General features: G+C 67.5%; 21 protein-coding genes. 13 read left to right on the forward strand and 8 right to left on the reverse strand.

Annotated elements, in window-relative coordinates; genetic code table 11:
- The 5 genes from C0541_RS05720 to C0541_RS05740 all read right to left on the reverse strand — a co-directional run bounded on the left by C0541_RS05720 (window position 1) and on the right by C0541_RS05740 (window position 7,621).
- Window positions 1-1,638: a glucoamylase family protein gene (locus C0541_RS05720; RefSeq protein WP_115046525.1), complete on the reverse strand. Its 1,638-nt coding sequence runs from the start codon at window positions 1,636-1,638 to the stop codon at window positions 1-3.
- 101 nt (window positions 1,639-1,739) lie between these two features.
- Window positions 1,740-4,718, reverse strand: coding sequence for a TonB-dependent receptor (locus C0541_RS05725; RefSeq protein ID WP_115046527.1), 2,979 nt, complete (start codon window positions 4,716-4,718; stop codon window positions 1,740-1,742).
- A 120-nt stretch (window positions 4,719-4,838) separates the two neighbouring features.
- Window positions 4,839-5,861, reverse strand: coding sequence for a LacI family DNA-binding transcriptional regulator (locus C0541_RS05730; RefSeq protein ID WP_115046529.1), 1,023 nt, complete (start codon window positions 5,859-5,861; stop codon window positions 4,839-4,841).
- Between the two features lie 1,194 nt (window positions 5,862-7,055).
- Entirely contained in the window at window positions 7,056-7,325 is a 270-nt protein-coding gene (locus C0541_RS05735) for a BolA family protein (protein WP_115046530.1), read from the reverse strand.
- Complete coding sequence (locus tag C0541_RS05740; RefSeq protein ID WP_115046532.1) at window positions 7,322-7,621, reverse strand: YciI family protein; 300 nt, start codon at window positions 7,619-7,621, stop codon at window positions 7,322-7,324. The genes C0541_RS05735 and C0541_RS05740 overlap by 4 nt, the downstream gene beginning before the upstream one ends.
- 351 nt (window positions 7,622-7,972) lie before the next feature.
- Between C0541_RS05740 and C0541_RS05745 the strand changes: the two genes are divergently transcribed.
- The 3 genes from C0541_RS05745 to C0541_RS05755 are packed head-to-tail and all read left to right on the forward strand — an operon-like array spanning window position 7,973 to window position 11,727.
- Window positions 7,973-8,878: a segregation and condensation protein A gene (locus C0541_RS05745; RefSeq protein ID WP_115046534.1), complete on the forward strand. Its 906-nt coding sequence runs from the start codon at window positions 7,973-7,975 to the stop codon at window positions 8,876-8,878.
- A gap of 13 nt (window positions 8,879-8,891) precedes the next feature.
- Window positions 8,892-10,097: an SMC-Scp complex subunit ScpB gene (gene scpB / locus C0541_RS05750; RefSeq protein WP_193725869.1), complete on the forward strand. Its 1,206-nt coding sequence runs from the start codon at window positions 8,892-8,894 to the stop codon at window positions 10,095-10,097.
- The gene (locus C0541_RS05755) at window positions 10,090-11,727 is read left to right on the forward strand and encodes a pseudouridine synthase (RefSeq protein ID WP_115046538.1); all 1,638 of its coding nucleotides are present in this window, start codon (window positions 10,090-10,092) and stop codon (window positions 11,725-11,727) included. The genes scpB and C0541_RS05755 overlap by 8 nt, the downstream gene beginning before the upstream one ends.
- Before the next feature lie 174 nt (window positions 11,728-11,901).
- Here the strand turns inward: C0541_RS05755 and C0541_RS05760 are convergent, their stop codons facing one another.
- Window positions 11,902-12,339, reverse strand: coding sequence for a hypothetical protein (locus C0541_RS05760; protein ID WP_115046540.1), 438 nt, complete (start codon window positions 12,337-12,339; stop codon window positions 11,902-11,904).
- 166 nt (window positions 12,340-12,505) lie between these two features.
- Between C0541_RS05760 and C0541_RS05765 the strand changes: the two genes are divergently transcribed.
- Window positions 12,506-13,273, forward strand: coding sequence for a glutaminyl-peptide cyclotransferase (locus C0541_RS05765; protein ID WP_115046542.1), 768 nt, complete (start codon window positions 12,506-12,508; stop codon window positions 13,271-13,273).
- Window positions 13,274-13,344: 71 nt separating this feature from the next.
- Here the strand turns inward: C0541_RS05765 and C0541_RS05770 are convergent, their stop codons facing one another.
- Together C0541_RS05770 and C0541_RS05775 are read right to left on the reverse strand one after the other, a co-directional pair.
- The gene (locus C0541_RS05770; protein ID WP_115046544.1) at window positions 13,345-14,145 is read right to left on the reverse strand and encodes an amidohydrolase; all 801 of its coding nucleotides are present in this window, start codon (window positions 14,143-14,145) and stop codon (window positions 13,345-13,347) included.
- Window positions 14,146-14,297: 152 nt separating this feature from the next.
- Window positions 14,298-15,446, reverse strand: coding sequence for a pyridoxal phosphate-dependent aminotransferase (locus C0541_RS05775; protein WP_115046547.1), 1,149 nt, complete (start codon window positions 15,444-15,446; stop codon window positions 14,298-14,300).
- A gap of 245 nt (window positions 15,447-15,691) precedes the next feature.
- Here C0541_RS05775 and ccmA point away from each other — a divergent pair, with 245 nt between their 5' ends.
- The 9 genes from ccmA (at window position 15,692) to C0541_RS05820 (ending at window position 22,657) form a co-directional block, all read left to right on the forward strand.
- Window positions 15,692-16,336: a heme ABC exporter ATP-binding protein CcmA gene (gene ccmA, locus C0541_RS05780; protein ID WP_024939979.1), complete on the forward strand. Its 645-nt coding sequence runs from the start codon at window positions 15,692-15,694 to the stop codon at window positions 16,334-16,336.
- The gene (gene ccmB / locus C0541_RS05785) at window positions 16,333-17,028 is read left to right on the forward strand and encodes a heme exporter protein CcmB (protein ID WP_115046548.1); all 696 of its coding nucleotides are present in this window, start codon (window positions 16,333-16,335) and stop codon (window positions 17,026-17,028) included. The genes ccmA and ccmB overlap by 4 nt, the downstream gene beginning before the upstream one ends.
- 94 nt (window positions 17,029-17,122) lie before the next feature.
- Entirely contained in the window at window positions 17,123-17,875 is a 753-nt protein-coding gene (gene ccmC / locus C0541_RS05790) for a heme ABC transporter permease CcmC (RefSeq protein WP_115046551.1), read from the forward strand.
- Window positions 17,872-18,042 (forward strand): heme exporter protein CcmD, encoded by a 171-nt coding sequence (gene ccmD, locus C0541_RS05795; RefSeq protein ID WP_115046593.1) that lies wholly within the window; start codon window positions 17,872-17,874, stop codon window positions 18,040-18,042. The genes ccmC and ccmD overlap by 4 nt, the downstream gene beginning before the upstream one ends.
- Window positions 18,039-18,509: a cytochrome c maturation protein CcmE gene (ccmE, locus tag C0541_RS05800; protein ID WP_115046595.1), complete on the forward strand. Its 471-nt coding sequence runs from the start codon at window positions 18,039-18,041 to the stop codon at window positions 18,507-18,509. Before ccmD ends, ccmE begins: the two co-directional genes overlap by 4 nt.
- A 171-nt stretch (window positions 18,510-18,680) precedes the next feature.
- The gene (locus C0541_RS05805; protein WP_115046597.1) at window positions 18,681-20,618 is read left to right on the forward strand and encodes a heme lyase CcmF/NrfE family subunit; all 1,938 of its coding nucleotides are present in this window, start codon (window positions 18,681-18,683) and stop codon (window positions 20,616-20,618) included.
- Window positions 20,611-21,213 (forward strand): DsbE family thiol:disulfide interchange protein, encoded by a 603-nt coding sequence (locus C0541_RS05810; RefSeq protein WP_115046599.1) that lies wholly within the window; start codon window positions 20,611-20,613, stop codon window positions 21,211-21,213. Before C0541_RS05805 ends, C0541_RS05810 begins: the two co-directional genes overlap by 8 nt.
- Window positions 21,210-21,644 (forward strand): cytochrome c-type biogenesis protein, encoded by a 435-nt coding sequence (locus C0541_RS05815; protein WP_161959901.1) that lies wholly within the window; start codon window positions 21,210-21,212, stop codon window positions 21,642-21,644. The genes C0541_RS05810 and C0541_RS05815 overlap by 4 nt, the downstream gene beginning before the upstream one ends.
- Window positions 21,644-22,657 carry a tetratricopeptide repeat protein gene (locus C0541_RS05820; RefSeq protein ID WP_161959902.1) on the forward strand — a complete coding sequence of 338 codons (1,014 nt, stop codon included), beginning with the start codon at window positions 21,644-21,646 and terminating at the stop codon, window positions 22,655-22,657. Before C0541_RS05815 ends, C0541_RS05820 begins: the two co-directional genes overlap by 1 nt.
- Window positions 22,658-22,718 lie beyond the last annotated feature (61 nt).

Below are 22,718 nucleotides of genomic sequence, written 5' to 3' on the forward strand. Positions count from 1 at the left end.
TTACTCGGGTTTGGGGCGTTGCGTGGAGTTTTGGCGTTGCGAGGGGTCTTGCTGGGCCTGGGCGGCGGCGGCCCGCGACTCGGCCATGCCCAGCGAGCGGGCAGCGGCCTTCTGCTCGTCCTTCTGCGGCGCCGGCTGCGGCTCGCCTTCGGGGGTGAGCCAGCCGCCGGTGAAGCCGGCGCGTTCCAGGCCGGCACGGATGTAGGGGTTCTTCTTCATCACGTTCCAGACGAACTCGTTCTGGTAGTTGGCGATCATCGCCAGGATCGGGCCCTGGTCGATGGCGATGTAGTCGCTGGCCACCCAGCCGCGGTCCGGCACCATGCGCCCGGTCTTGAGCGGGATGTCGTAGTTGAAGCTGGGATTGAACGAATCCAGGAAGCCGTAGCTGGAGTACAGGAAGTCGCCATAGCGCTTGTGCATTTCCTCGGTGGCCGGGATCACCACTTCCGGGGCGAACACGATCGAGGAAATCGCCGCCGACGGCACGATGGTGCCGTCGTCGAAGTTCTCGCGCAGGCCGGCGCCGCGCGAGGAGTAGTGGCGGAACTGACGCTGCTCGCCCCGGTACTCCTGGCTGGTGTTCTGCGGGCCGTCGCCGGCGGTCAGGCCCCAGACGTTCTCGCCGTAGTCCTTCCACTTCATCGGGTTGTCGATGGCGTAGTCGCGCTGGGCCAGGGTGGCACGGCGGCTGTTGAGGAAATAGTCGATGCCGCGTTCACGCATGTACTGGTCCTGGATATCGCGGAAATCGATCCAGACATGGCTGTACTGGTGGCCGAACAGCGGGCCGAAGGACAGGTATTCCTGGCCCTGGTAGACGCCCCAGTCGTTGTTGTAGGTACGGGTCCAGCTGGTCCACGCATCGGCATCGACGCCGTGGGTCGGCGAGCCGAGTGCGAGGATGTACAGCATCATCGCCTCGTTGTAGCCCATCCAGTCGTGGCCGATGAAGCCGCTCTCGGGGAACCAGCCCATCGAGATCAGCGGTGCGCGCTGCTGCAGCCAGCGCCAGTCCACGCGCTTGTACAGCGTGTCGGCGATCTGGCGGATCTCCTTTTCGCGCGGATCGTCGCCGTCGTAGTAGGACTGGGTGAACAGCACGCCCATCATCAGCAGCGCGGTGTCCACGCTCGACAGCTCGACCCAGCTGTCGTAGCGGTTGCCCTGCTGCATGTCCAGAAAGTGGTAGTAGAAGCCCTTGTACCCGGCCCTACCGGTCCGCTGCGGCCCCATTGGCGCATCGCGGAAGAATTTCAGTGTGGTCAGGGTGCGGTCGATCGCCTGATTGCGGCTGACCCAGCCCTTCTCGATCCCGATCGGGTACGCGGTCAGCGCGAACCCCACCGAGGCAATGCTGGCGAACGGGCGCGATGGAAACCGGTCCGGCGCCAGCCCATTGAGTTCGTTGGGGGTGTCCCAGAAAAACTGGAAGGTACGGCGCTCGATGTCCGAGAACAGCGGCGGCAAGTCCGGTTTGACCGGCTTGGGCGGCAGCTGCGCTTCCACCAGGATGACTTTCACCGGCGCCTTCTTTTCGGCCACCTTGGGCTCCTCTGCCTGTTTGCAGGACGCCAGCATCAGCGCGCCCAGCAAGAGTGGAATCGTCAACCAATACGAAGTGCTACCCCTGTTCATCCGTCCCCCACTCGTGTAATCGATTACATCTCGCACGCCAACCTACCCTATCCAAGCGCCGAGTTCGACCGCCCCGGCAGTTGCCGGGGCGGTCGCGTACCTCACCAGTTCAGGCCGAAGGCCAGACGGAAGGTACGCATCGGCGACGCCAGCACACCGGTCGGGGTGCCGTAAGCCGTGTTCAAGTCTCCGAGTGTCCCGGTCTCGCCGTTGAAGTTGGCGTAGTTCACCCAATTGAACACGTTGAGGATATCCGCACGCACGTTGAATTTGACACCGCCGCCGGTATCCCATTCTTTATTGGCGGCGATGCTGAACTCCTTGTAGCCCAGCGTGCCGTCCGGCTTGAACTGGACGATGTAGCACTGGTCGTTGCCGGCCAGGCAATTCTGCCCGTAACGCGCGGTCTGGCTGGCCAGCGACAGCTTGCCGGAGAGCTTGATTTCGTACGGCAGCTCATAGATGCCGGTGACCACCAGGCGGTTCTTCGGAATGCCGCCGGCCTCGCGCCAGCCGTAGTCTTCGATGCGTTCACGATCCAGCGCGTAATGCTCGCCGAACTGGCGGTTCTCCTTGGCATCGGAATAGGTGTAGGCCACTGTCAGGCCCCAGCCCGATTCCTCGTCGAACGGCTTTTCGACCTGCAGGGCGAGCTGGTTGTTGCGGGTTTCCACGCCGTTGGTGCCGAGCACGATGGCGCTGTAGCCGTCCGGGCCGTCGGTCGGCGAGCCGGAGGTGGTGCCCGGCAGGAAGAACGAGCCGTCCGGCAGGCGGTTGCCGCGCACGAACGCAAAGCCGTCATGGCTTTCGATGCGGCTCAGGGTCACGTCGGTGAACCAGTCCTGGCCCCACAGCGGCACCATGTTGCGCATGCCGATGCTGAACTGGTCCGAGTACGGGGTCTTGATGTTGTTGTCGATCAGGTAGACCTCGCGACCGCCGCCGCCACTGCTGCTGGCCGTCAGCGTGTTCAGGCCCTCCTGGGTGTTGTAGGCCGGATTCCATGCGGTGCATGGGTCGCCCAGGCAGGCCGGGTTGTTGGCGCTGGTGAAGTAGTAGCTGTAGGAATTGAACGAATTGTTGAGCTGCTCGAGCGCCAGGTAGTCGAAGATGTTGCGATCGTAGGCGCGGCCGGCGCCGCCGTAGATCACGTGGGCCTGATCGCCGAACAGGTCGTAGGAGGCACCCAGGCGCGGCTGCCAGGCATTCTTGAACGCCTTGCGGTTGTTGCCCGTGCTGATGAAGTTGTTGATGTCGTAGTTGGCGTTGCGCAGGTTGGGCCAGTTCTGCAAGGCGCCGGCAACGTCGGACGGGGTCACGAAGTCCAGGAAGGCCGGGGTCTCTTCATAGTCGTAGCGCACGCCCAGGTTCAGGGTCCAGTGCTCGTTGACCTCCCAGTCGTCCTGCAGGTAGATGCCGTACTGCTTGTTCTCCGACACCACCGAGCCGCCGCCTTCGACCAGCGGCGCACCGAAGCGCACCCGGTAAGGCGTTTGGACATCGCTGAGGATGTTGTAGTAGTACTGCGGGTTGGCCGGATTGAACTGGGTGGAATCCAGGTCGATGCTCTTGAACTTCACGCCCATCTTGACGGTGTGCGCGCCGTGCCATTCCAGGCTGTTCAGGGTCAGGTCGTCCTGGAAGGTCCAGCCCTTCTGCCCCTTGCGCTGGAAGCTGCTGCCGGCGCCTGCGGCAAGCACGTCGGTCTCGTTGCCGCGGTTGGGCGTGTAGCTGAGGATGTAGCCGGTGCCGTCGTTGAGCGGCGCCTGGTTCCAGAACGCGCTTTCGTAGCTGAGGTTGGCCTCGTTGAGGAAGTTGGCGCCGCTGTACTGCCAACGCAGGTTGGCGCGCTTTTCTTCCTGGCCGTTGGTGCTGCCGTGCTCGAAGGTCGAGGTGCCACCGACGTCGTTGAGCTCGTCTTCCTTGCGGTACTTGCCGCTCAGCTCGAACAGGCTGTTGTCGCCGATGGTCCAGTCGATCTTGGCGAAGTACAGGTCTTCCTTGAACGGCGTGCTGTAGGTGGCCACCAGCGGCTGCAACTGCGTGGGCAGCTGGTCGACGCGGTCCGAATAGATCGAACCGGGGATCACCACGTTCGGCGTGGTGTATTCCTTGGCTTCATAGGCGACGAAGAAATGCGCCTTGTCCTTGAGGATCGGGCCGCTGAAGGTCGCGCCGTACTGGGTCTCCTCGAAGTCGTCGCGCACGCCGGCGCGCTTTTCCAGCGGGCTCTCCTCGCGCCAGCCGTCGTTGCTGGTGTCCCAGAAGAAGCTGCCGTGGAAATCGTTGGTACCGGACTTGGACGAGGCCACGATGGCCGCGCCGCTGACCTGGTCGAACTCGGCCTTGTAGTTGGAGGTGATGACCTTGTACTCGCCGATCGCCGACTGCGGGAATGGATTGCCGCGGCTGGAATCCTGGCCGCTGACGCCACCGGTCAGCACGTAGTTCTTCTGGCTCACGCCGTCGATGTAGACGTTGGTGCCTTCGGCCGAGGTGGCGCCGGAACGGACCTTGGTGGTGCCGTTGGCCTCGCGGGTGAACTGCACGTTCGGCACGGTGTCGGCCAGTTCCAGGAAGTTGCGCGTGGCACGCGGCAGGTTCTGGATCTGCACGTTGGAGATGTAGGTGGCGTTCTCGGAGGTACGGGTTTCCACCAGCACCGGCGGTGCCTTGACCTGCACCGCGTCCAGCGTGGTGGCGTTACCAGCTTCGGCCGTGGCCGGTTCGCCGCCGACGCCCAGATTCAGGGTCGCGGTCTGGCCGACCTGCACGGTCACGTTCTGCGAGGTGGTCTGGCCGTTGGCGGTGACGTCCAGGCGGTACGCGCCCGGCGGCAGGCCACCGAGCGAGTAGCCGCCGTTGCTGACCTGCACGCTGCGGGTCAGGCCGGTGGCGAGGTTGGTCGCGGTGACCTGGGCCTGGCTGGCAGGTGCCGAGTCGACGGTGACCTGGCCACGGATGGTCGCGGCAGCACTCTGCGCGAATGCCGGTGCGGCGCCCAGCAGCAGGCAGCTGGCCAGGGCGCAGCTGAGCAGCTTGCGCGCCGGACTGGCGGAATGGGGGTGGTAATGGCGCATTGGTCCCTCCAGGGATCGGTACAGATTGTTGTTGTGGCGTTGCGACTTGCAGGAACGACCGCTGCGGGGGCAGCGGGAGCGGACAGAACGTCCGCGAAAAGGGGCGGCAGGCTGGAACCGTCAGGGGACGGGCTCGCCAGCACCGCAGGAGGCACGGATCACCAGCTCGGGCGTCAGCAGTTGGCGGATGCCGTCGTCATGGCCGGGCTGGTCCACCAGCCGCATCAGCCGGGTCATCGCCTGCTCGCCCAGGCGCGCGATGCTGACCCGCATCGTGGTCAGCCCCGGATGGACGAAACGGGCCAGCGGGATATCGTCGAAGCCGGCCAGTGCGACGTCGCCGGGCACCGAGACATCGGCCTGGGCGAACGCGTACAGGCAGCCCAACGCGGTCATGTCGTTGGCGGCGAACACCGCGTCGGGCAGCGCGCCGCCTGCCAGCATCGCCTGCCCGGCGCGGTGGCCGGAGGCCTCGTCGAAGTCGCCGGGGAACTCGATGCCCTGCGCGGTGTCGCCGTGCGCGGCGATCGCGTCGCGGAAGCCGCGCAGGCGTTCGCGCGCATCGAAATTGAGCGCCGGCCCGCCGATGAAGGCGATGCGCCGATATCCGGCCGCGAGCAGGTGCCGGGTCATCGCCATCGCGCCGGCGTGGTCGTCGATGCTCAGCACCGGATAGGCATCGCCCGGAACGTGCGCGTTGATCAGCACCGTGGGCAGCGCCTGCGGCAGGTTGTCGGTGAGGAATCCGGGCTGCTCGGCATACGGCGACAGCACCAGCAGACCATCCACCCGCCCGCGCATGGACTGCAAGGCCCTGCCCTGCGCCTCCGGGTCGCCGTGGTAGCTGGACACCAGCAGATGCTGGCCGGCGGCACGCGCCGCGCCATCGATCCCGCGGATCAGTTCGGAGAAGAATTCGCCGTACAGATCGGGCAGCACCACGCCCAGGGTCTGGGTGCGTCGGCTGCTGAGGCTGCGCGCTGCCGCATGCGGGCTGTAGCGCAGCCGCGCGGCCACGTCCTGCACCAGCTGGCGCACCGGCGCGGCGACGTTGTCATGCCCGTTGAGTGCACGCGACACCGTTGCGACGGAGACCTGCGCTTCCCTGGCGACATCTTTGATGGTGACCGCACCCTTGGCCATTCGTGTCGCCCTCCGCGACCGAGTTCCCAAAAACTGGCGCGGACTGTAAGCGTTTTCATACAGGGGCGTAAACCCCTGTCTTCACGCCCGTGAAAACGCTTACAGATCAAGCATCTGAAAGTGATGAATACGTGAAGCAACGTGCTGCGGCGCAACAAACATGCACGATGCGCCCGCAGACTAGGCGCAACCGCGGTCACCTTCCGGGCAGGACCAGCTTGCCGATACCCACCCGCATCGGATGCCCCTACCCGTAGGAGCGCACCCGGGCGCGACGGGGCCTTGCCGATATCCCCCACGTCGCGCCCAGGTGCGCTCCTACGGCGGCGAATTGACTGACTGGTGGCGCCGCCTTGCCCGGTGATGGACATGGCGTTGCCGGCACTGCTCGGGCNCTCCTACGGCGGCGAATTGACTGACTGGTGGCGCCGCCTTGCCCGGTGATGGACATGGCGTTGCCGGCACTGCTCGGGCACGCCCACGCAACGACGCCGGCTTCCAGCCGCCCACAGCCCGAACGCCCACCCAGTAGGAGCGCACCCGGGCGCGACGGGGCCTTGCCGATATCCCCCACGTCGCGCCCGGGTGCGCTCCTACGGCGGCGAATTGACTGACTGGTGGCGCCGCCTTGCCCGGTGATGGACATGGCGTTGCCGGCACTGCTCGGGCACGCCCACGCAACGACGCCGGCTTTCAGCCGCCCANAATTGACTGACTGGTGGCGCCGCCTTGCCCGGTGATGGACATGGCGTTGCCGGCACTGCTCGGGCACGCCCACGCAACGACGCCGGCTTTCAGCCGCCCACAGCCCGAACGCCCACCCCGTAGGAGCGCACCCGGGCGCGACGGGGCCTTGCCGATATCCCCGACGTCGCGCCCAGGTGCGCTCCTACGGCGGCGAATTGACTGACTGGTGGCGCCGCCTTGCCCGGTGATGGACATGGCGTTGCCGGCACTGCTCGGGCNGGTGCGCTCCTACGGCGGCGAATTGACTGACTGGTGGCGCCGCCTTGCCCGGTGATGGACATGGCGTTGCCGGCACTGCTCGGGCACGCCCCTGCAACGACGCCGGCTTCCAGCCGCCCACGGCCCGAACGCCCACCCCGTAGGAGCGCACCCGGGCGCGACGGGGCCTTGCCGATACCCCCCCTCGCGCCCAGGTGCGCTCCTACGGCGGCGGATTGATCGGCCGGGTTACATCGTCTCGCCCGGCGCGATCGCCTCGATCGACAAGGCGTGGATATCGGTCTGCATCATCTCGCCGACCGCGGCATAGACCGCGCGGTGACGCGCCAGCGGCGGCTTGCCGGCGAAGGCGGCACTGACCACGCGCACATTGAAATGCCCGCGCCCGTCGCGCGCGCCGGCGTGCCCGGCGTGGCGATGGCTGTCGTCCACCACCTCCAGTTCGGTCGGCGCCAGGGCCGACTGCAGCGCGGCGCGGATCCGCTCGACCCGGCTCATGGCAGCACCCGGCGGAACGGGCGGACTTCGGTGCGCGCATACACGCCCGCCGCCACGTACGGGTCGGCATCGGCCCAGGCGCGCGCCCCTTCCAGCGATTCAAATTCGGCAATGACCACGCTGCCGCTGAAACCGGCCGGGCCCGGATCCTCGGCATCGATCGCCGGGCATGGGCCCGCCACCAGCAGGCGACCTGCCGCCGCCAGCGCCTGCAAACGGGCCAGATGCGCCGGTCGCGCCTGCTGCCGCGCGGCCAGCGCGTCGGCCCGGTCATACCCCTCGATTACGTACCACATCCGCCACCTCGCCAAAAACGTGAAGATCAGCCCCGGGATTCTAGCCGCCTTGGCGCTGGACACCGCCCCCGCGCACGCATTACCCTTGGCACCACTGCACACGCAATCGGACGCAGCGGCCCGTCGGCCCAGGCCCCACGCCTCACTCGACGACCGAATCGCTGCCCACCGCCGACCCGCGTAGACGACCTCCTCGCTGTTCCGTCGCCGCATGCCACGCGGCGCACGTTGTATGTGGATTTGTAGGATCGTGCCGGCACAGGCACGACATTGATCGCAATAACTCAAGGCAAAGCCCTGCAGGCGCGGCTCAGACCGCGGCCGGCGACCGCAAGACCCGATGTCGACCTGATGAATTCCGAACTCGCGCACGACGCGACTCCGCCAGCCACGAGCGCGCCGCCACAGCAGCAGGAAATGCCGCTGGCGGTGGTGCATGGGCAGCCGGTGCTGCAGATCCCGCAGGATCTGTACATCCCGCCGGACGCGCTGGAAGTCATCCTGGATGCCTTCGAAGGTCCGCTGGACCTGTTGCTGTACCTGATCCGCCGGCAAAACCTGGACATCCTGGATATCCCGGTCGCCGAGATCACCCGGCAATACGTGGACTACATCAACGTGATGCAGGAGCTGCGCTTCGAACTGGCGGCCGAGTATCTGGTGATGGCCGCGATCCTGGCCGAGATCAAGTCGCGCATGCTGTTGCCGCGCCCGCCCAGCCAGGAAGGCGAGGAGAACGATCCGCGCGCCGAGCTGGTCCGCCGGCTGCAGGAGTACGAACGCTTCAAGCAGGCTGCCGAGGATCTGGACACCCTGCCGCGCATGGGCCGCGACAGCGCACCGGTGCAGGCGCATCTGCCCGAGCGCGCGGCGGTCAAGCTGCCGCCGCCGGTGGAACTGAAAGAAATGCTGATGGCGCTGTACGACGTGCTCAAGCGCGCCGAGCTGTTCACCGGCCATGCGATCAAGCGCGAGGCGCTGAGCGTGCGCCAGCGCATGGGCGATGTGCTGAGCCGCCTGGACGATGGCAGGTTCTACCGCTTCGAATCGCTGTTCACGGCCGAAGAAGGCAAGCTCGGCGTGCTGGTCACCTTCCTGGCGCTGCTCGAACTGGCCAAGGAGCAATTGCTGGACATCGTGCAGGAGGCGCCGCTGGCGCCGATCTACGTGAAGTCGCTGGCCTTGGGCAATACCAATGCGCCGTTGCAATTCTCCAGCGAATTCGACGACAGCGATGCCGCCAACGAACCTCTCTGAAGCCGATCACCGAATGGATCAAGCGCTGATCACCCGCATCATCGAAGCCGCCCTGCTGGCGAGCAGCCAGCCATTGACGCTGGCGCAGCTGCAGGGGCTGTTTCCCGAAGAAGAGCCGGCGCCGCCCGGCAGCGTCGAGCGCGCGCTGGAACTGCTGCGCGACGGCTGCGCCGAGCGCGGGGTGGAGCTGGTCGAGGTGGCGTCGGGCTTCCGCTTCCAGGTCAAGGCCGAGGTACATGGCTGGGTTGCCCGGCTGTGGACCGAGCGCCGTACCAAGTACACCCGCGCCACGCTGGAAACCCTGGCGTTGATCGCCTACCGCCAGCCGATCACCCGCGGCGAGATCGAGCAGGTGCGCGGCGTGGCGGTCAGCAGCAACATCATCCAGGCGCTGGAAGAACGCGAGTGGATCCGCGTGGTGGGCCACCGCGACGTGCCCGGCAAGCCGGCCCTGTTCGGCACCACCAAGGGCTTCCTGGATTACTTCGGGCTCAAGCGATTGGACGAGCTGCCGCCATTGTCTGAGCTGAAGGACATCGCCGAGCTGGAACCGCAGCTGCCGCTGGACCGCGACGGGCAGCTGGATGGCGCAGTGCCGGCATCGGCGGCAATGGATGCAGCGCTGGGTCAGACGGATGCCGATACGGCGGACGCGGACGCAAATGGCGATGGCGCCGATGTAGCTGCAGCGGCAGGCGACGCGAATGATGCGCACGCTGAAACAGATGCCGATGGCGAGAAAACCGGCGACGCCAACGCTGACCAAGACGACACCGCTGCGGAAGACCGCGACGCCGACGCAGCAAACGACACCGATCACCAAACGAACGTTGAGCTTGAGGCAGAGACGGCGGTGGACGCCGAGGCACAGATCGATGCCGAGGCCGAGGCCGAGCAGAGTGAGCTGGCATCCACCATCGATGCCGGATTCGATGAAGACCCACACGACGCCGGCGCTGCAGACGCCGCCGCCGACGCCGAAGACCCGATCGACGCGACACCGCCACACCCCGAGCCTGCCTCGGCGCAGGACCCGAACACGTTGGACCCAGACGACGCCCGTGAGGGCGACCCCGACACCGCGCCGGGAACGCGCGCGGATGCAGTGAACGAAGACGAAGACAACGCCGTCGCGACGACGACCGTGGCTGTTGACGAAGCCGATTCCGACCCAGAGGCCGACCCAGAGCGCGTCGGCCGGAGCCAGACACATGAGTGACACCCCCCGCAAGCTGTCGTTGAACAAGCTTTCCCTCAAGCGCGACAGCGCGCCCGAAGCGCCCAAGCTGGAAGAGCGCCTGCACAAGGTGCTGGCCCAGGCCGGCCTGGGCTCGCGCCGCGCGCTGGAACAGCGTATTGCCGATGGCCTGATCAAGGTCAATGGCGCCGTCGCGCAGACCGGCATGTCGGTGCGCAGCGGCGACAAGATCGAGCTGGACGGCCGCAGTTTCGTGGCCAGCGCGCTGACCGAACCGGCGCGCGTGCTGATCTACAACAAGCCCGAAGGCGAAGTGACCACGCGCGAAGATCCCGAAGGCCGCCCGACCGTGTTCGAGTCGCTGCCGGCATTGAAGGGCTCGCGCTGGATCGCCATCGGCCGCCTGGACATCAACACCACCGGCCTGCTGCTGCTGACCACCGACGGTGAGCTGGCCAACGCGATGATGCACCCCTCCTACGAGGTCGAACGCGAATACGTGGTGCGCGTACGCGCCCCGGAAGGCGAGGAAAAGGTCTCCGACGCCATCATCGAGCGCCTGTCGCGCGGTGTGCTGCTGGAGGACGGCGGCGCCAAGTTCGACGAGATCGAGCGCATCGGCGGCACCGACTCGCATGACTGGTTCCGCGTGGTGGTCAAGGAAGGCCGCAACCGCGAAGTGCGCCGCCTGTGGGAATCGCAGGGCTGCCAGGTCAGTCGCCTCAAGCGCAGCCGCTACGGCAAGATCTCGCTGCCGCGCGAGCTGCTGCGCGGGCAGTCGATCGAAGTGGTGCAGGACAAGGTCGATGCCCTGCGCGCCGAACTCAAGCTGGAAGAAGGCGCGCCGTCGGCATTGACGCTGCAGCCGGTGATCGGCCAGCGCCGCGCCGCCAAGTCCACCGTGCACGTCTCGCGCGATGGCCGCAGCAATGCCTACGTCAACGGCCAGACCTCCGGCGCCGACGAAGGCCGCGAACTGCGCCGCTTCGACAACCTGCGCGAGGATCGCGGCGGCCGTGGCCGCGGCAAGCCGGGCGGTTTCCGCGGCGGCCTCACCGTCAGCGGCGAAGCGGCGGCCAAGCAGTCGCAGCAGCGTCCGTTCAAGCAGCGCGCTCCCGGCAAGGGCGACCGTGCCCTGCCGGATGGCAACCCGGCCGCGTTCCGCAGCTGGTACGTGCCCGACGGCGTGAGCACCGGCCCCAGCGGTCACCGCAATGCCGGCCCCAGCGGCCCCGGCACCGGCCAGGCGCGCCCGTATGCGAAGAAGGGTCCGGGTGGCGCGCGTCCAGGTGGCGGCCCGGGCAATGCACGTCCCGGCGCAGGTGGCCAGGGGCGTGGCGGCGCCGGTGGCGGACAGGGCCAGTCGCAGGGCCAGGGTCAGCGCAAGCATCCCTACGGGCATCCGGGCAATGCGCCGAGCTTCCCGTCCGACCACGCCAACCCGGGCTTCAGCCCGTATGGCGCGGCACGTCCGGCAGCCGGCCGCCCGGGTGGCGCACGTGCAGGCGGACCCGGTGGCAACCGTGGCCCGGGCGGCAATCGCGGTCCCGGTGGTCCGGGCGGCGCGCCGCGTGGTCCCGGTGGCCCGGGTGGTCGTCCGCCGGGCGGCGGCAATCGTCGCCCCCCAGGCGGCGGTAATCGCGGGCGCTAAGCTGGCAGGACGCACACGAAAAAACGGCCCTGCGAAGGGCCGTTTTTTGGTTGCTGCTCAGGGCACGCCGGCTGCCTGAGTCAAAGCGCCGATGGGCCGGCTGTGATCTGCGCCCTGCCCGACGACTTCACCGGGCCGCGCGCGCGCCGAGGCAGCGCGCGCTCGACCGACGAGTTACTTGCGGCGCTCGATCACGAAGTTGCCGACGTTCACGCCCAGGTCCACGCCCTCGCCGGTGCCGGCCAGTGCCAGCGAAATATCGCCCTTGGTGACCACCTGTGCAGTGCTGGATTTGACGATGCCGGCATGCGCTTCGGCCGCCGCATAGGTGCCCAGCAGATCATTGAGGCTATAGGCGCCGGAGAAGGTGCCGCGGCCGCCGACGATCTTGGACTTGCCGACGGTCAGGCCACCGCCCTTGCTGGAGATCTTGACCGGGATCACCGCGCCGTTGTCGCATTTGATGGTGCCGGTGCCGCTGGCGGTCTTGTAGAACACCGACCAGCCAGACAGGTTGAACGACAGCTGGCAGTCGATATTGCCGGCGGCCTGCGCCTGCGGTGCCAGCGTTGCCGCGCCCAGCAGTGCGAGAAGGGAAAGAGACTTGATCATGCGGGCATTCCGGTTTGGTGAACGTGGCGCCGAGCCTAGCAGCGCCGGTGTGGCAGCCGCGACAACCTGCCGGCACCGCGCTGGCGCGCGTTCAGCCAAGCATGATTCCGCCGGCCGGCGTTGCCCCAACGCCACAGTCGGCAAGGCGGCATGGGATGATGGCCGCATGCCACGTACCGCCTACAGCCTGTTCTTCGCCGCCCTGCTGCCCGCGCTCGCCCATTGCAGTGACGCGATCCCGACCCAGGGCTACACCGTCGTGCGCACCTATCCGCACGACACCGCCGCCTTTACCGAAGGCCTGTTCTATCTCGACGGTTACCTGTACGAGAGCACCGGTGAGTTGGGCCGCTCCAGCGTGCGCAAGGTCGAGCTGGAAACCGGCCGCGTCCTGCAGCAGGCCACGACGCCGGCGCCTTTCTTCGGCGAAGGCATCGTGGCCTGGCACGACCGCCTGATCCAGCTGACCTGGCGCAACCAGCGCGGGTTTGTCTACGACCTGGCCACGCTGACGCCGCGCACGCAGTTCAGCTATTCCGGCGAGGGCTGGGCGCTGACCCGCGACGACAGCAGCCTGTACATGAGCGATGGCACTGCCCGCATTCGACGGCTGGACCCGCAGACGCTGCAGCAGGTCGGCAGCATCCAGGTCACTGCCGGCGGCAAGCCGCTGGACAATCTCAACGAGCTGGAATGGGTGAAGCGTGAGCTGCTGGCGAACGTCTGGTTGACCACACGCATCGCGCGCATCGACCCGGCCAGCGGCAAGGTGATCGCCTGGATCGACCTGAAGGCGCTGGTGCCGGACATCGACAGCCTGACCGACCCCGGCAACGACGTGCTCAACGGCATCGCCTATGACGCCGAGCATGATCGGCTATTCGTCACCGGCAAGCGGTGGCCGAAGATCTACGAGATCAAGCTGGGGGAGTAGACGGGATTGGGGATTCGCAACGGCATGGAGCAGGCAGCGGTGCCCCGCCTGCTTGCACCAATCCCGAATCCCTAATCCCGAATCTCAAAGCCATCGGCATCCAGCATCGCGGGGAAGCGTGCGCGGTGTTCGGCCAGGGCGGCGGCGCTGAGGGTGGTGGTGACCACCTGCGGCTGCTCGCGGATTTCCACCTGTGGCTGGCCGAGGAAGTCGATCACCGCGCTGTCGCCGGCGTAATGCAGTTGATTGCCATCGACGCCGACGCGGTTGACCGCCGCCACGAAGCACAGGTTCTCGATCGCACGTGCGCGCAGCAGAGTCTTCCATGCGTATGCGCGCGCGGACGGCCAGTTGGCCACGAACAGCTGCAGGTCGAAGTCCAGCTGGCCCGGCCGCTCGACATCGAAGCGATTGCGGCAGAACACCGGAAAGCGCAGGTCGTAGCAGACCTGCGGATTGATCCGCCAGCCCTTCCACTCCACCGTCAGGCGATCGCGCCCGGCCGCATAGCGCAGATGCTCGTTGCCGAAGCGGAACAGATGGCGCTTGTCGTAGGACTGCAGCGCCCCGTCGGGCGTGGCCCACAGCAGCCGGTTGAACACGCCCTGCCCGCTGCGCAGCTGCACGCTGCCGGTGACCGCCGCGCCCAGCCGCACGGCCTGCGCACGCAGCCAGGCCACGGTCGGCCCGTCCATGTCCTCGGCCTTGTCGATGGCGTCGTTGGAGAACCCGCTGGTAAAGGTCTCCGGCAGGATCACCAGATCGGTCTGCCCGGCCAGGGGCTCCAGCAACGCCCCGTAATAGTCGCGATTGCCGGCCGGGTCATGCCAGCGGGTGTCGCCTTGGATCAGTGAGATGCGCAGGTCGTGCATTGAAGGCTCGGGATTCGGGATTCGGGAGTGGGGATTTGGGATTCGAACGGCGGGTTTCGGGTGGCTTCCTGTCATCGGCATTCTGCGAACTCGTCAACAAACGACCAACCGCCGTTACGAATCTCCAATCCCGATTCCCGATTCCCGGCTCGTCAGAGCTGCTGCAAGCGCGCGATCGCCGCATCCAAGGTTGCATCGTTCTTGGCAAAGCACAGCCGCGCCAGCCGTTGCCCTTGCGGCGCGGTTTCGTAGAACGGCGACAGCGGAATCGCGGCCACGCCCTTTTCCACCGTCAGCCACTTCACGAACTCGGTATCGGGCAGGTCGCTGATGGCCGAATAGTCCACCAGCTGGAAATAGCCGCCGGGTACCGGCAAGGGCTGCAGGCGCGTGGTCAGCAACTGCTCGCGGAAACGGTCGCGCTTGGCCTGATAGAACGCGCCGAGTTGCTCGTCGTGTTCGGGTTCGTCGCGGATCATCGCAGCAAACGCATGCTGGGCCGGGCCGAAGCTGGTGAAGGTGTTGTACTGGTGCACCTTGCGGAACTCGGCGCTCAAGGCCGGTGGCGCGATGGCGTAGCCGATCTTCCAGCCGGTGCAGTGATAGGTCTTGCCGAAGCTGGAAATCACGAACGCACGCTCGCGCAGTTCCGGCCAGCGCAGCACCGATTCGTGGCGGCGGCCGTCGAACACGATGTGTTCGTAGACCTCGTCCGAGAGCAGGAAGATGTCGCTGCCGCGCAGCAGCTCGGTCAAGAGCTGCATGTCGTCGGCAGACAGCATCGCGCCGGAGGGATTGTGCGGCGAGTTGATCATCAGCAGGCGCGTCTTCGGCGTGATCGCCGCGCGCAGCGCCGGCCAGTCGATGGCGAAGGTCTGCGGGTCCAGCGCCACGTGCACCGCGCGCGCGCCGGCCAGGTCGATCGCCGGCTCGTAGCAGTCGTAGGCCGGGTCCAGCACGATGACCTCCTCGCCGGCGCGCACCACCGCGTGGATGGCGTTGAAGATCGCCTCGGTGGCACCGCTGGTGACGGTGATCTCGCTGTCGGCATCGACCTGCGCGCCGTAGCAGCGCTGCGCCTTGCCGGCAATGGCCTGGCGCAGGGCCGCCACGCCGGTCATCGGCGGGTACTGGTTGTGGCCGGCCGCCATGGCCTTGGTCAGTTCGTCGACCAGCCGCGACGGCGCTGCGAAGTCGGGAAAACCCTGGCCCAGATTCACCGCGCCGTGTTCGGCCGCCAGCTGCGACATGACGGTGAAGATGGTGGTGCCCACCTTGGGCAGCTTGGTCGTGAGGGGCATCGGGCCTGTCCGGGCAGCAAACGGGGGGACCGCGAGTGTACGCAAAGCCGCCAGGCGGTTGCGCCCGGGCGGTGCAAAACAGCGTTCCCGGACACATCACGCCGCCCGATGCGCCCCGGCAGCGGGCCATCGTCGCTACAATGCGCGCCCTGCCCCACAGCGTGTCGTGCCGGCTGCCTCCCCGCGATGGCATGACACCCGCTCGCCCACCCCATGCCGTCCTGCGACGGGAGCCCGCTGCGCCGATGATCGAACCGCTGCACACTGCGCCACCGCTGCTGGCGGCGCGCGCGCTGGCTTTCAGCCGCAACGAGGAGCCGGTGTTCGGCCCGCTGGATTTCCATGTCGATGCCGGCGAGGCGCTGCTGGTGCAGGGCGACAACGGCGCCGGCAAGACCACCCTGCTGCGGGTGCTGGCCGGGCTGCTGCATGTGGAGCGTGGGCAGATCCAGATCGACGGCAAGACTGCACGCCGCGGCGATCGCAGCCGCTTCATGGCCTACCTGGGCCATCTGCCGGGCCTGAAGGCCGACCTCAGCACGCTGGAGAACCTGCACTTCCTGTGCGGCCTGCATGGCCGCCGCGCCAAGCAGATGCCTGGCAGCGCACTGGCCATCGTCGGCCTGGCCGGCTACGAAGATGCCTTGGTGCGGCAGCTGTCGGCCGGCCAGCGCAAACGCCTGGCGCTGGCACGGCTGTGGTTGTCGCCGGCCCCGCTGTGGCTGCTGGACGAGCCCTATGCCAACCTGGACCTGGACGGCATCACCCTGGTCAACCGGATGATCTCCGCGCACCTGCGCGGCGGTGGCGCGGCGCTGGTCACCACCCACGGGGCCTACGCGGCGCCGCCGGTGCGCACGCGCATGCTCACGCTGGAGGCGGCGGCATGAGCCTGCATTCGCCGCAACCGTCGCTGTGGCAGGCTGCGCGCGCCCTGCTCCGCCGCGACCTGCAGTTGCTGTGGCGCCGTCGCAGCGATGCGCTGCAGCCGGCCCTGTTCGCCCTGCTGATCGTGGTGCTGTTCGCGCTGGGCCTGGGCGGGCGCCCCGACCTGCTGGCGCAGGCCGCACCGGCGGTGCTGTGGCTGGCGGTGCTGCTGGCCGGCCTGCTGTCGCTGGATGCGCTGTTCCGCAGCGATGTGGACGACGGCTCGATGGAGCAATGGCTACTGGCGCCGGTGCCGTTGGCCTGGCTGATCGCGGTGCGCGTGCTGCTGCACTGGGCAACCAGCGCCTTGCCGTTGATCGCGGTGACGCCGCTGCTGGGCGAATTGCTGCACCTGCCACATGACCAACTACCGGTGCTGCTGGCATCGTTGGCGCTGGGCACACCGCTTCTGAGTCTGCTTGGCGCCGTGGTTGCGGCGCTGACGGTGACGATGAAACGCTCTGGTATTCTCGTGGCGTTGCTGGCGTTGCCGCTGTACGTGCCGGTGCTGGTGTTCGGTGCAGGCAGCGTGGCGGCCAGCGGCCAGGGCCAGGATGCGGTGGGTGCGTTGTTGTTGCTGGGCGCCGGGTTGGTGATCGGCGTGGTGCTGGCACCGCTGGCTGCGGCTGCCGCGATCCGGATTTCGTTGAGTTGAACCGTGCGGTCGATGCGCTGTCGATCAGACGCTCCACTCATTGCGTTGTTGCTGTTTCGAGAGCCAATGCCATTCCAAAGGCTGCTGCCATCGCATGAACGTCGTCGCCCGCTGGTTCCACCAACTCGCCTCGCCCCCGATCTTCGACCGTTTCACCGCGCGCTGGGCGCCATGGTGTTATGCGCTGGCCGTGGTGTTGCTGGGCGCGGGCATCTGGCAGGCCTTGTTTGCGGTACCGGCCGATTACCAGCAAGGCGATAGTTTCCGCATCCTGTATATCCATGTGCCGAGTGCGTGGATGAGCCTGTTCGTATTCGGGCTGATGGCGGTGTATGCGGCGATCGCGCTGATCTGGCGCATCAAGATCTGCGAGATCCTGGCGATGGCCTGCGCGCCGATCGGCGCGGCGTTCACCGTGATCACCCTGCTGACCGGCAGCATCTGGGGCAAGCCGATGTGGGGCGCCTGGTGGGATTGGGACCCGCGCCTGACCACCGAGCTGATCCTGCTGTTCCTGTACCTGGGCGTGATCGGCCTGTACCAGGCCATCGATGATCGCCGTCAGGCCGCACGCGCGGCCGCCTTGCTGGCGATCGTCGGCGTGGCACTGCTGCCGGTGATCCGCTATTCGGTGGTGTGGTGGAACTCGCTGCATCAGGGCCAGAGCATTCGCCTGCTCGGCCCCTCCAGCATCGATGCGAGCATGCTGCTGCCGCTGTGGCTGATGGTGCTCGGCACCAAGTTCTGGTTCGCCGGTTCGCTGCTGACGCGTGCGCGCGCCGACAACCTGCGCCGCGAGGCCGGCAAGGCCTGGATCGTGCGCGACGCGCCGGGGGGCGCGGCATGAGCTACCTGCCCTACGTCATCGCCGCCTACGCGGTGTTCGTGCTGGTGCTGCTGTGGGACCTGATCGCCGGCCGCTGGCAGGTGCGCCGCGCCTTGAAGATCGCGCAGGCGCAACGCCTGCGCGAGCGCAAGCGGGTGGTGCCCACCGACGCGGAGCTGATCCGGTGAACCCGCAACGGCGCCGCCGGATCTGGCTGGTGATCGCACTGGTGCTGGCCGGCGGCCTGGCGACCACGCTGGTGGCAATGGCACTGCAGCGCAACGTGGCCTATCTGTACACGCCGTCGGAAGTGCTACGCGGCGACGCCGGCAAGCACGCCCGGTTCCGGCTTGGCGGCATGGTCGAAAAAGGCTCGTTCCAGCGCGCCTCCGGATCGCTGGAAGCGCAGTTCCGCGTCACCGATGGCGATGCGCAGTTGCCGGTGCGCTACGACCGCATCCTGCCGGACCTGTTTCGCGAGGGACAGGCCGTGGTGGCGACCGGTCGCATGCAGCAAGGCGTGTTCGTGGCCGAAGATGTACTGGCCAAGCATGACGAGACCTATATGCCCAAGGAAGTCGCCGACAAGATGGGCAGCGCGCATCGCAAGCACGACGTACCGGCGGCCGCGGACCAGGCCGGAGCGCTGCGTTGATGGCATTCGCAAGGACACTGGCATTGCTGCAGGGCGAAGGCTTGCGCGGTCCTTGCGTGGCTGACCACCTCGCCGTAGGCGGGCAGGCGCGTGCACATGCTGCATGGATGCCGCCTCTGCCTTGCGCCCGTACGCGTTGCATCACTGCATGCTCACCAATGCGCCGACCCGATGCTGCCTGAGCTCGGTACCTTCCTGCTGATCCTGGCGTTGCTGGTGGCCTTGCTGCAGGCCGCGCTGCCGCTGGCCGGTGCGCAGCGTGGGCGCAGCAGCTGGATGGCGGTCGCGCGGCCGGCCGCGTTGCTGCAGCTGGGCCTGATCGCGGCGGCCTTCGCGCTGTTGACGCATGCCTTCCTGGTGCAGGATTTTTCGGTGCGCTACGTCGCCGAGAATTCCAACAGCCTGCTGCCGGTGATGTACCGCTATTCGGCGGTATGGGGCGCGCACGAAGGCTCGTTGCTGCTGTGGACGCTGGTGCTGGCGCTGTGGACCGGTGCAGTGGCGCTGTGGTCGCGGCAGCTGCCCGCGCATGTCATCGCGCGCGTGCTCGGGGTGATGGCCCTGGTCAGCATCGGCTTCCTGGCCTTTTTGCTGTTCACCTCCAATCCGTTCGCGCGCTTGTTGCCGGTGCCGCTGGAAGGCGCCGACCTCAATCCGCTGTTGCAGGACCCGGGGCTGATCATCCATCCGCCGATGCTGTACTGCGGCTATGTCGGCTTTGCGGTGCCGTTCGCCTTCGCCATCGCCGCGCTGCTGGAAGGCCGCATGGATGCGCGCTGGCTGCGCTGGACGCGGCCATGGACCAATGTGGCCTGGGCGATGCTCACCGTCGGCATCGCGCTGGGCAGCTGGTGGGCGTATTACGAGCTGGGCTGGGGTGGCTGGTGGTTCTGGGACCCAGTCGAAAACGCCAGCTTCATGCCGTGGCTGGTGGGCACTGCGCTGCTGCATTCGCAGGCGGTCACCGAAAAGCGCGGCAGCTTCGCCAGCTGGACCTTGCTGCTGGCGATCGCCGCGTTTTCGCTGTCGCTACTGGGTACCTTCCTGGTGCGCTCGGGCGTGCTGACCAGCGTGCATGCGTTCGCCGCCGATCCCTCGCGCGGGCTGTTCATCCTGGTGTTCCTGCTGGCAGTGGTCGGTGGTTCGCTGGTGCTGTACGCGATGCGTGCGCCCCGCCTGTCGCTGGTGGACGATCCGCGCCGCGCGTTCGCCGGCAGCTCGCGTGAGACGCTGTTGCTGTTGAACAACCTGCTGCTCGCCTGCGCCTGCGCGATGGTGTTGCTGGGCACGCTGTATCCGCTGCTTGCCGACGCCTTGGGCCTGGGCAAGCTGTCGGTCGGCCCGCCCTACTTCGGCACCTTGTTCGTGGTGCTGATGGCGCCGTTGGTGGCGCTGCTGCCGTTCGGTCCGCTGACCCGCTGGCAGCGCGAGCAGGCCTCGCGCCCGTTGGCGATGCTCGCGCCCTGGGCCGGACTGGCGGTTGCCGCAGGCGTGCTGGCCTGGTTCGCCGCGCCGCAGGGCCAGTGGAAGGCGGCGATCGGCGTGGCCGGCGCGGCCTGGGTGCTGTTGGGCACGCTGCGCTTTTTGTGGACACGGCGCGCGGCCAAGGGCCGCAAGGTCACCGCCGAAATGCTGGGCATGGTGCTGGCCCACCTGGGCGTGGCGGTCTTCCTGGCCGGTGCGTTGCTGGTGGAGTCGCTGAGCCTGCAGCGCGAGGTCGCACTGGCGCCCGGGCAGCAGATGCAGATCGGCCGCTACGCGCTGCACTTCGATAACGTCGAAGAACTGCGCGGCCCCAATTACGTCTCCGATCGTGCCAACCTGCAGGTGTTCGAGGACGATGCGCCAGTCGGCCTGCTGCATGCGGAAAAACGCCGCTATGCCAGCGGCGGGCAGACCCTGACCGAGGCGGCGATCCGCCCCGGCCCGTTCGGCGACCTGTATGTCGCCCTTGGCGAACCGCTGGGCAATCAGGCCTGGGCGGTGCGCGTCCACCTCAAACCGTTCGTGCGCTGGATCTGGCTGGGAGCGCTGCTGATGGCGCTCGGCGGCCTGGTCACCGCGGCCGACCGGCGTTTTCGTCGTTCTCCGGAGATCCAAGATGGTTGAGTCACGTTCACCCCGCCTGCCCACTGCGGTCCTGGTGGGTGCCATCGTGCTGCTGCTCGCACTGGCAGCGCTGCTGGTCTATGCGGTGGTGCGCTCCGGTCAGGACGATCGCGATGCCCTGCCCTCGGCGCTGATCGGCAAGCCCGCGCCGGAGTTTGCGCTGCCGCTGCTGCACGACCCCAGCATCGTGGTGCACGCGCGCGAGCTGCGTGGCGCCCCCTACATCATCAACGTATGGGGCAGCTGGTGCCCGGCCTGCCGCGAAGAGCACCCTGTACTGAGCCGCTTTGCGCTGACCAAGCGCGTGCGCGTGATCGGCTACAACTGGAAGGACGAGCGCACCGATGCACTGCGCTGGCTCGAACAACTGGGCAACCCCTACCTGCTGGTGGTGGCCGACAAGGATGGCCGCACCGCGATCGACTTCGGCATCGCCGCGGCGCCGGAGACCTTTCTGGTCGACGGGCGCGGCGTGGTGCGCTGGAAGTACAGCGGCATGCTCACCCAATCCATCATCGACACCCAGCTGATTCCGGTGCTGCGCAAGATCGAGCGCTCGCCCAGTGCCGCACCGGACCTGCACGCCAAGCCATGACGCGTGCCTGGCTGCTGACGCTGCTGCTGTTGCCCTGGCTGGCCCTGGCCCAGCCGGTCGGCGACCCGGCGCCGCTGCGCTACGCCTCGGCCGAAGAAGAAGCGCGTTTTCATGCCTTGACCGCCGAATTGCGTTGCGTGCAATGCCAGAACCAGTCGCTGGCCGATTCCAATGCGCAGATCGCCCAGGACCTGCGCCGCGAAGTGCTGGCGCTGATGCATGAAGGTCGCAGCGATGCGCAGATCCGCCAGTTCCTGGTCGCCCGCTATGGCGAGTTCGTGCTGTATCGCCCGCGTGTGGAATCGCGGACCTGGCTGTTGTGGTTCGGCCCGCTGCTGGCGCTGTTGATCGGCGGGGGCGCCGTCGTGTTGCTGGTACGCCGACGCAGCGCGGCTGCGCCCGCCCTGCCCGCCGATGAGCAGGAGTGGTGATGGTCGGCTTCCTCACTGCGGTGGTGGTGCTGGCCCTGGTCGTCTTCGGCGTGGCGCTGCGGCCGCTGTGGCGCGATGCGCGCGGGCTGACTGCCGGCATCGCGGTGTTGCTGCTGGCCGCGAGCGCGGCGCTGTATTGGCAGGTCGGCACGCCGGGCGCGATCCAAGCGCCCGCCGAGCGACCGGCCACGCCACGCTCGCTGGACGAAGCCATCGTGCAGCTGCGCGCGGCACTGGCGCGCAATCCCGACCAGGCCGAAGGCTGGGTGTTGCTGGGACGCTCGCTGTCCAGCCAACAGAAATTCGCCGAAGCGCGCGATGCATTTACGCGCGCGGTCGCGCTGCGTCCGGACGAGCCGGACGTACTGGTGGCGGCCGCGCAGTCGCGCATGCTCGCCGACGACAGCGGGCGCCCGGATCCGCAGGCCATGCGCCTGCTCGAACATGCGCTGGCGGTGCAACCGGACCATCAACGTGCACGCTGGTTCCTGGGTGTGGTGCAGCGCCAGGCCGGTGAACCGGCCAAGGCCAGCGAGACCTGGACGCCGTTGCTCAGCGTGGTCGATGCCAACACCCGCCCCGGCCTGCTCGAACAGATCAATGCTGCGCGACAGGAAGCCAAGCTGGAACTGATCCGGGCACCGGCTGCGCCCGCCATCGATGCAGCCAGCGGCAAACGCATCCAGGTGCGGGTGACGCTGGATGCCGCATTCGCAAAACGCGCCGGGTTGCCAGGCGACACTAGCGTGTTCGTGATTGCGCGCGCTGCCGACACCCCGATGCCGGTAGCAGTGGAAAAACACACGCTGAGCGAGCTGCCGTTGACCATCACCCTGGACGATGGCGACAGCCCGATGCCGACACGTGCGCTGTCGTCGCTGGACACCGTGCAGGTGTTGGCACGACTGTCGCGCAGCGGCAACGCGATGCGCCAGGCCGATGATGTCGAGAGCGCGCCGGTGATGGTGGAACTGCCCGCCGCCGCACCAGTGGAGTTGGTGATCGGCCGCTGATGGCTCGCCACATGTCGTTGCGACGCAATCAACGATGACACCGCACCGGAGTGCGTCGGTT

The organism is Xanthomonas arboricola (genome assembly GCF_003353015.1).
Classification (GTDB): Bacteria; Pseudomonadota; Gammaproteobacteria; order Xanthomonadales; family Xanthomonadaceae; genus Xanthomonas; species Xanthomonas arboricola_E.

Excerpts from the sequence above, each read along its gene's own strand:
- C0541_RS05725 (WP_115046527.1), bottom strand. The coding sequence starts at position 4,718 with ATGCGCCATTACCACCCCCATTCCGCCAGTCCGGCGCGCAAGCTGCTC.
- C0541_RS05805 (WP_115046597.1), top strand. The coding sequence starts at position 18,681 with ATGCTGCCTGAGCTCGGTACCTTCCTGCTGATCCTGGCGTTGCTGGTG.
- ccmC (WP_115046551.1), top strand. The coding sequence starts at position 17,123 with ATGAACGTCGTCGCCCGCTGGTTCCACCAACTCGCCTCGCCCCCGATC.
- C0541_RS05820 (WP_161959902.1), top strand. The coding sequence starts at position 21,644 with ATGGTCGGCTTCCTCACTGCGGTGGTGGTGCTGGCCCTGGTCGTCTTC.
- ccmA (WP_024939979.1), top strand. The coding sequence starts at position 15,692 with ATGATCGAACCGCTGCACACTGCGCCACCGCTGCTGGCGGCGCGCGCG.
- C0541_RS05740 (WP_115046532.1), bottom strand. The coding sequence starts at position 7,621 with ATGTGGTACGTAATCGAGGGGTATGACCGGGCCGACGCGCTGGCCGCG.
- C0541_RS05730 (WP_115046529.1), bottom strand. The coding sequence starts at position 5,861 with ATGGCCAAGGGTGCGGTCACCATCAAAGATGTCGCCAGGGAAGCGCAG.
- C0541_RS05765 (WP_115046542.1), top strand. The coding sequence starts at position 12,506 with ATGCCACGTACCGCCTACAGCCTGTTCTTCGCCGCCCTGCTGCCCGCG.
- ccmD (WP_115046593.1), top strand. The coding sequence starts at position 17,872 with ATGAGCTACCTGCCCTACGTCATCGCCGCCTACGCGGTGTTCGTGCTG.
- C0541_RS05810 (WP_115046599.1), top strand. The coding sequence starts at position 20,611 with ATGGTTGAGTCACGTTCACCCCGCCTGCCCACTGCGGTCCTGGTGGGT.
- C0541_RS05720 (WP_115046525.1), bottom strand. The coding sequence starts at position 1,638 with ATGAACAGGGGTAGCACTTCGTATTGGTTGACGATTCCACTCTTGCTG.
- ccmB (WP_115046548.1), top strand. The coding sequence starts at position 16,333 with ATGAGCCTGCATTCGCCGCAACCGTCGCTGTGGCAGGCTGCGCGCGCC.
- scpB (WP_193725869.1), top strand. The coding sequence starts at position 8,892 with ATGGATCAAGCGCTGATCACCCGCATCATCGAAGCCGCCCTGCTGGCG.
- C0541_RS05735 (WP_115046530.1), bottom strand. The coding sequence starts at position 7,325 with ATGAGCCGGGTCGAGCGGATCCGCGCCGCGCTGCAGTCGGCCCTGGCG.
- C0541_RS05770 (WP_115046544.1), bottom strand. The coding sequence starts at position 14,145 with ATGCACGACCTGCGCATCTCACTGATCCAAGGCGACACCCGCTGGCAT.
- C0541_RS05760 (WP_115046540.1), bottom strand. The coding sequence starts at position 12,339 with ATGATCAAGTCTCTTTCCCTTCTCGCACTGCTGGGCGCGGCAACGCTG.
- C0541_RS05745 (WP_115046534.1), top strand. The coding sequence starts at position 7,973 with ATGAATTCCGAACTCGCGCACGACGCGACTCCGCCAGCCACGAGCGCG.
- C0541_RS05755 (WP_115046538.1), top strand. The coding sequence starts at position 10,090 with ATGAGTGACACCCCCCGCAAGCTGTCGTTGAACAAGCTTTCCCTCAAG.
- C0541_RS05815 (WP_161959901.1), top strand. The coding sequence starts at position 21,210 with ATGACGCGTGCCTGGCTGCTGACGCTGCTGCTGTTGCCCTGGCTGGCC.
- C0541_RS05775 (WP_115046547.1), bottom strand. The coding sequence starts at position 15,446 with ATGCCCCTCACGACCAAGCTGCCCAAGGTGGGCACCACCATCTTCACC.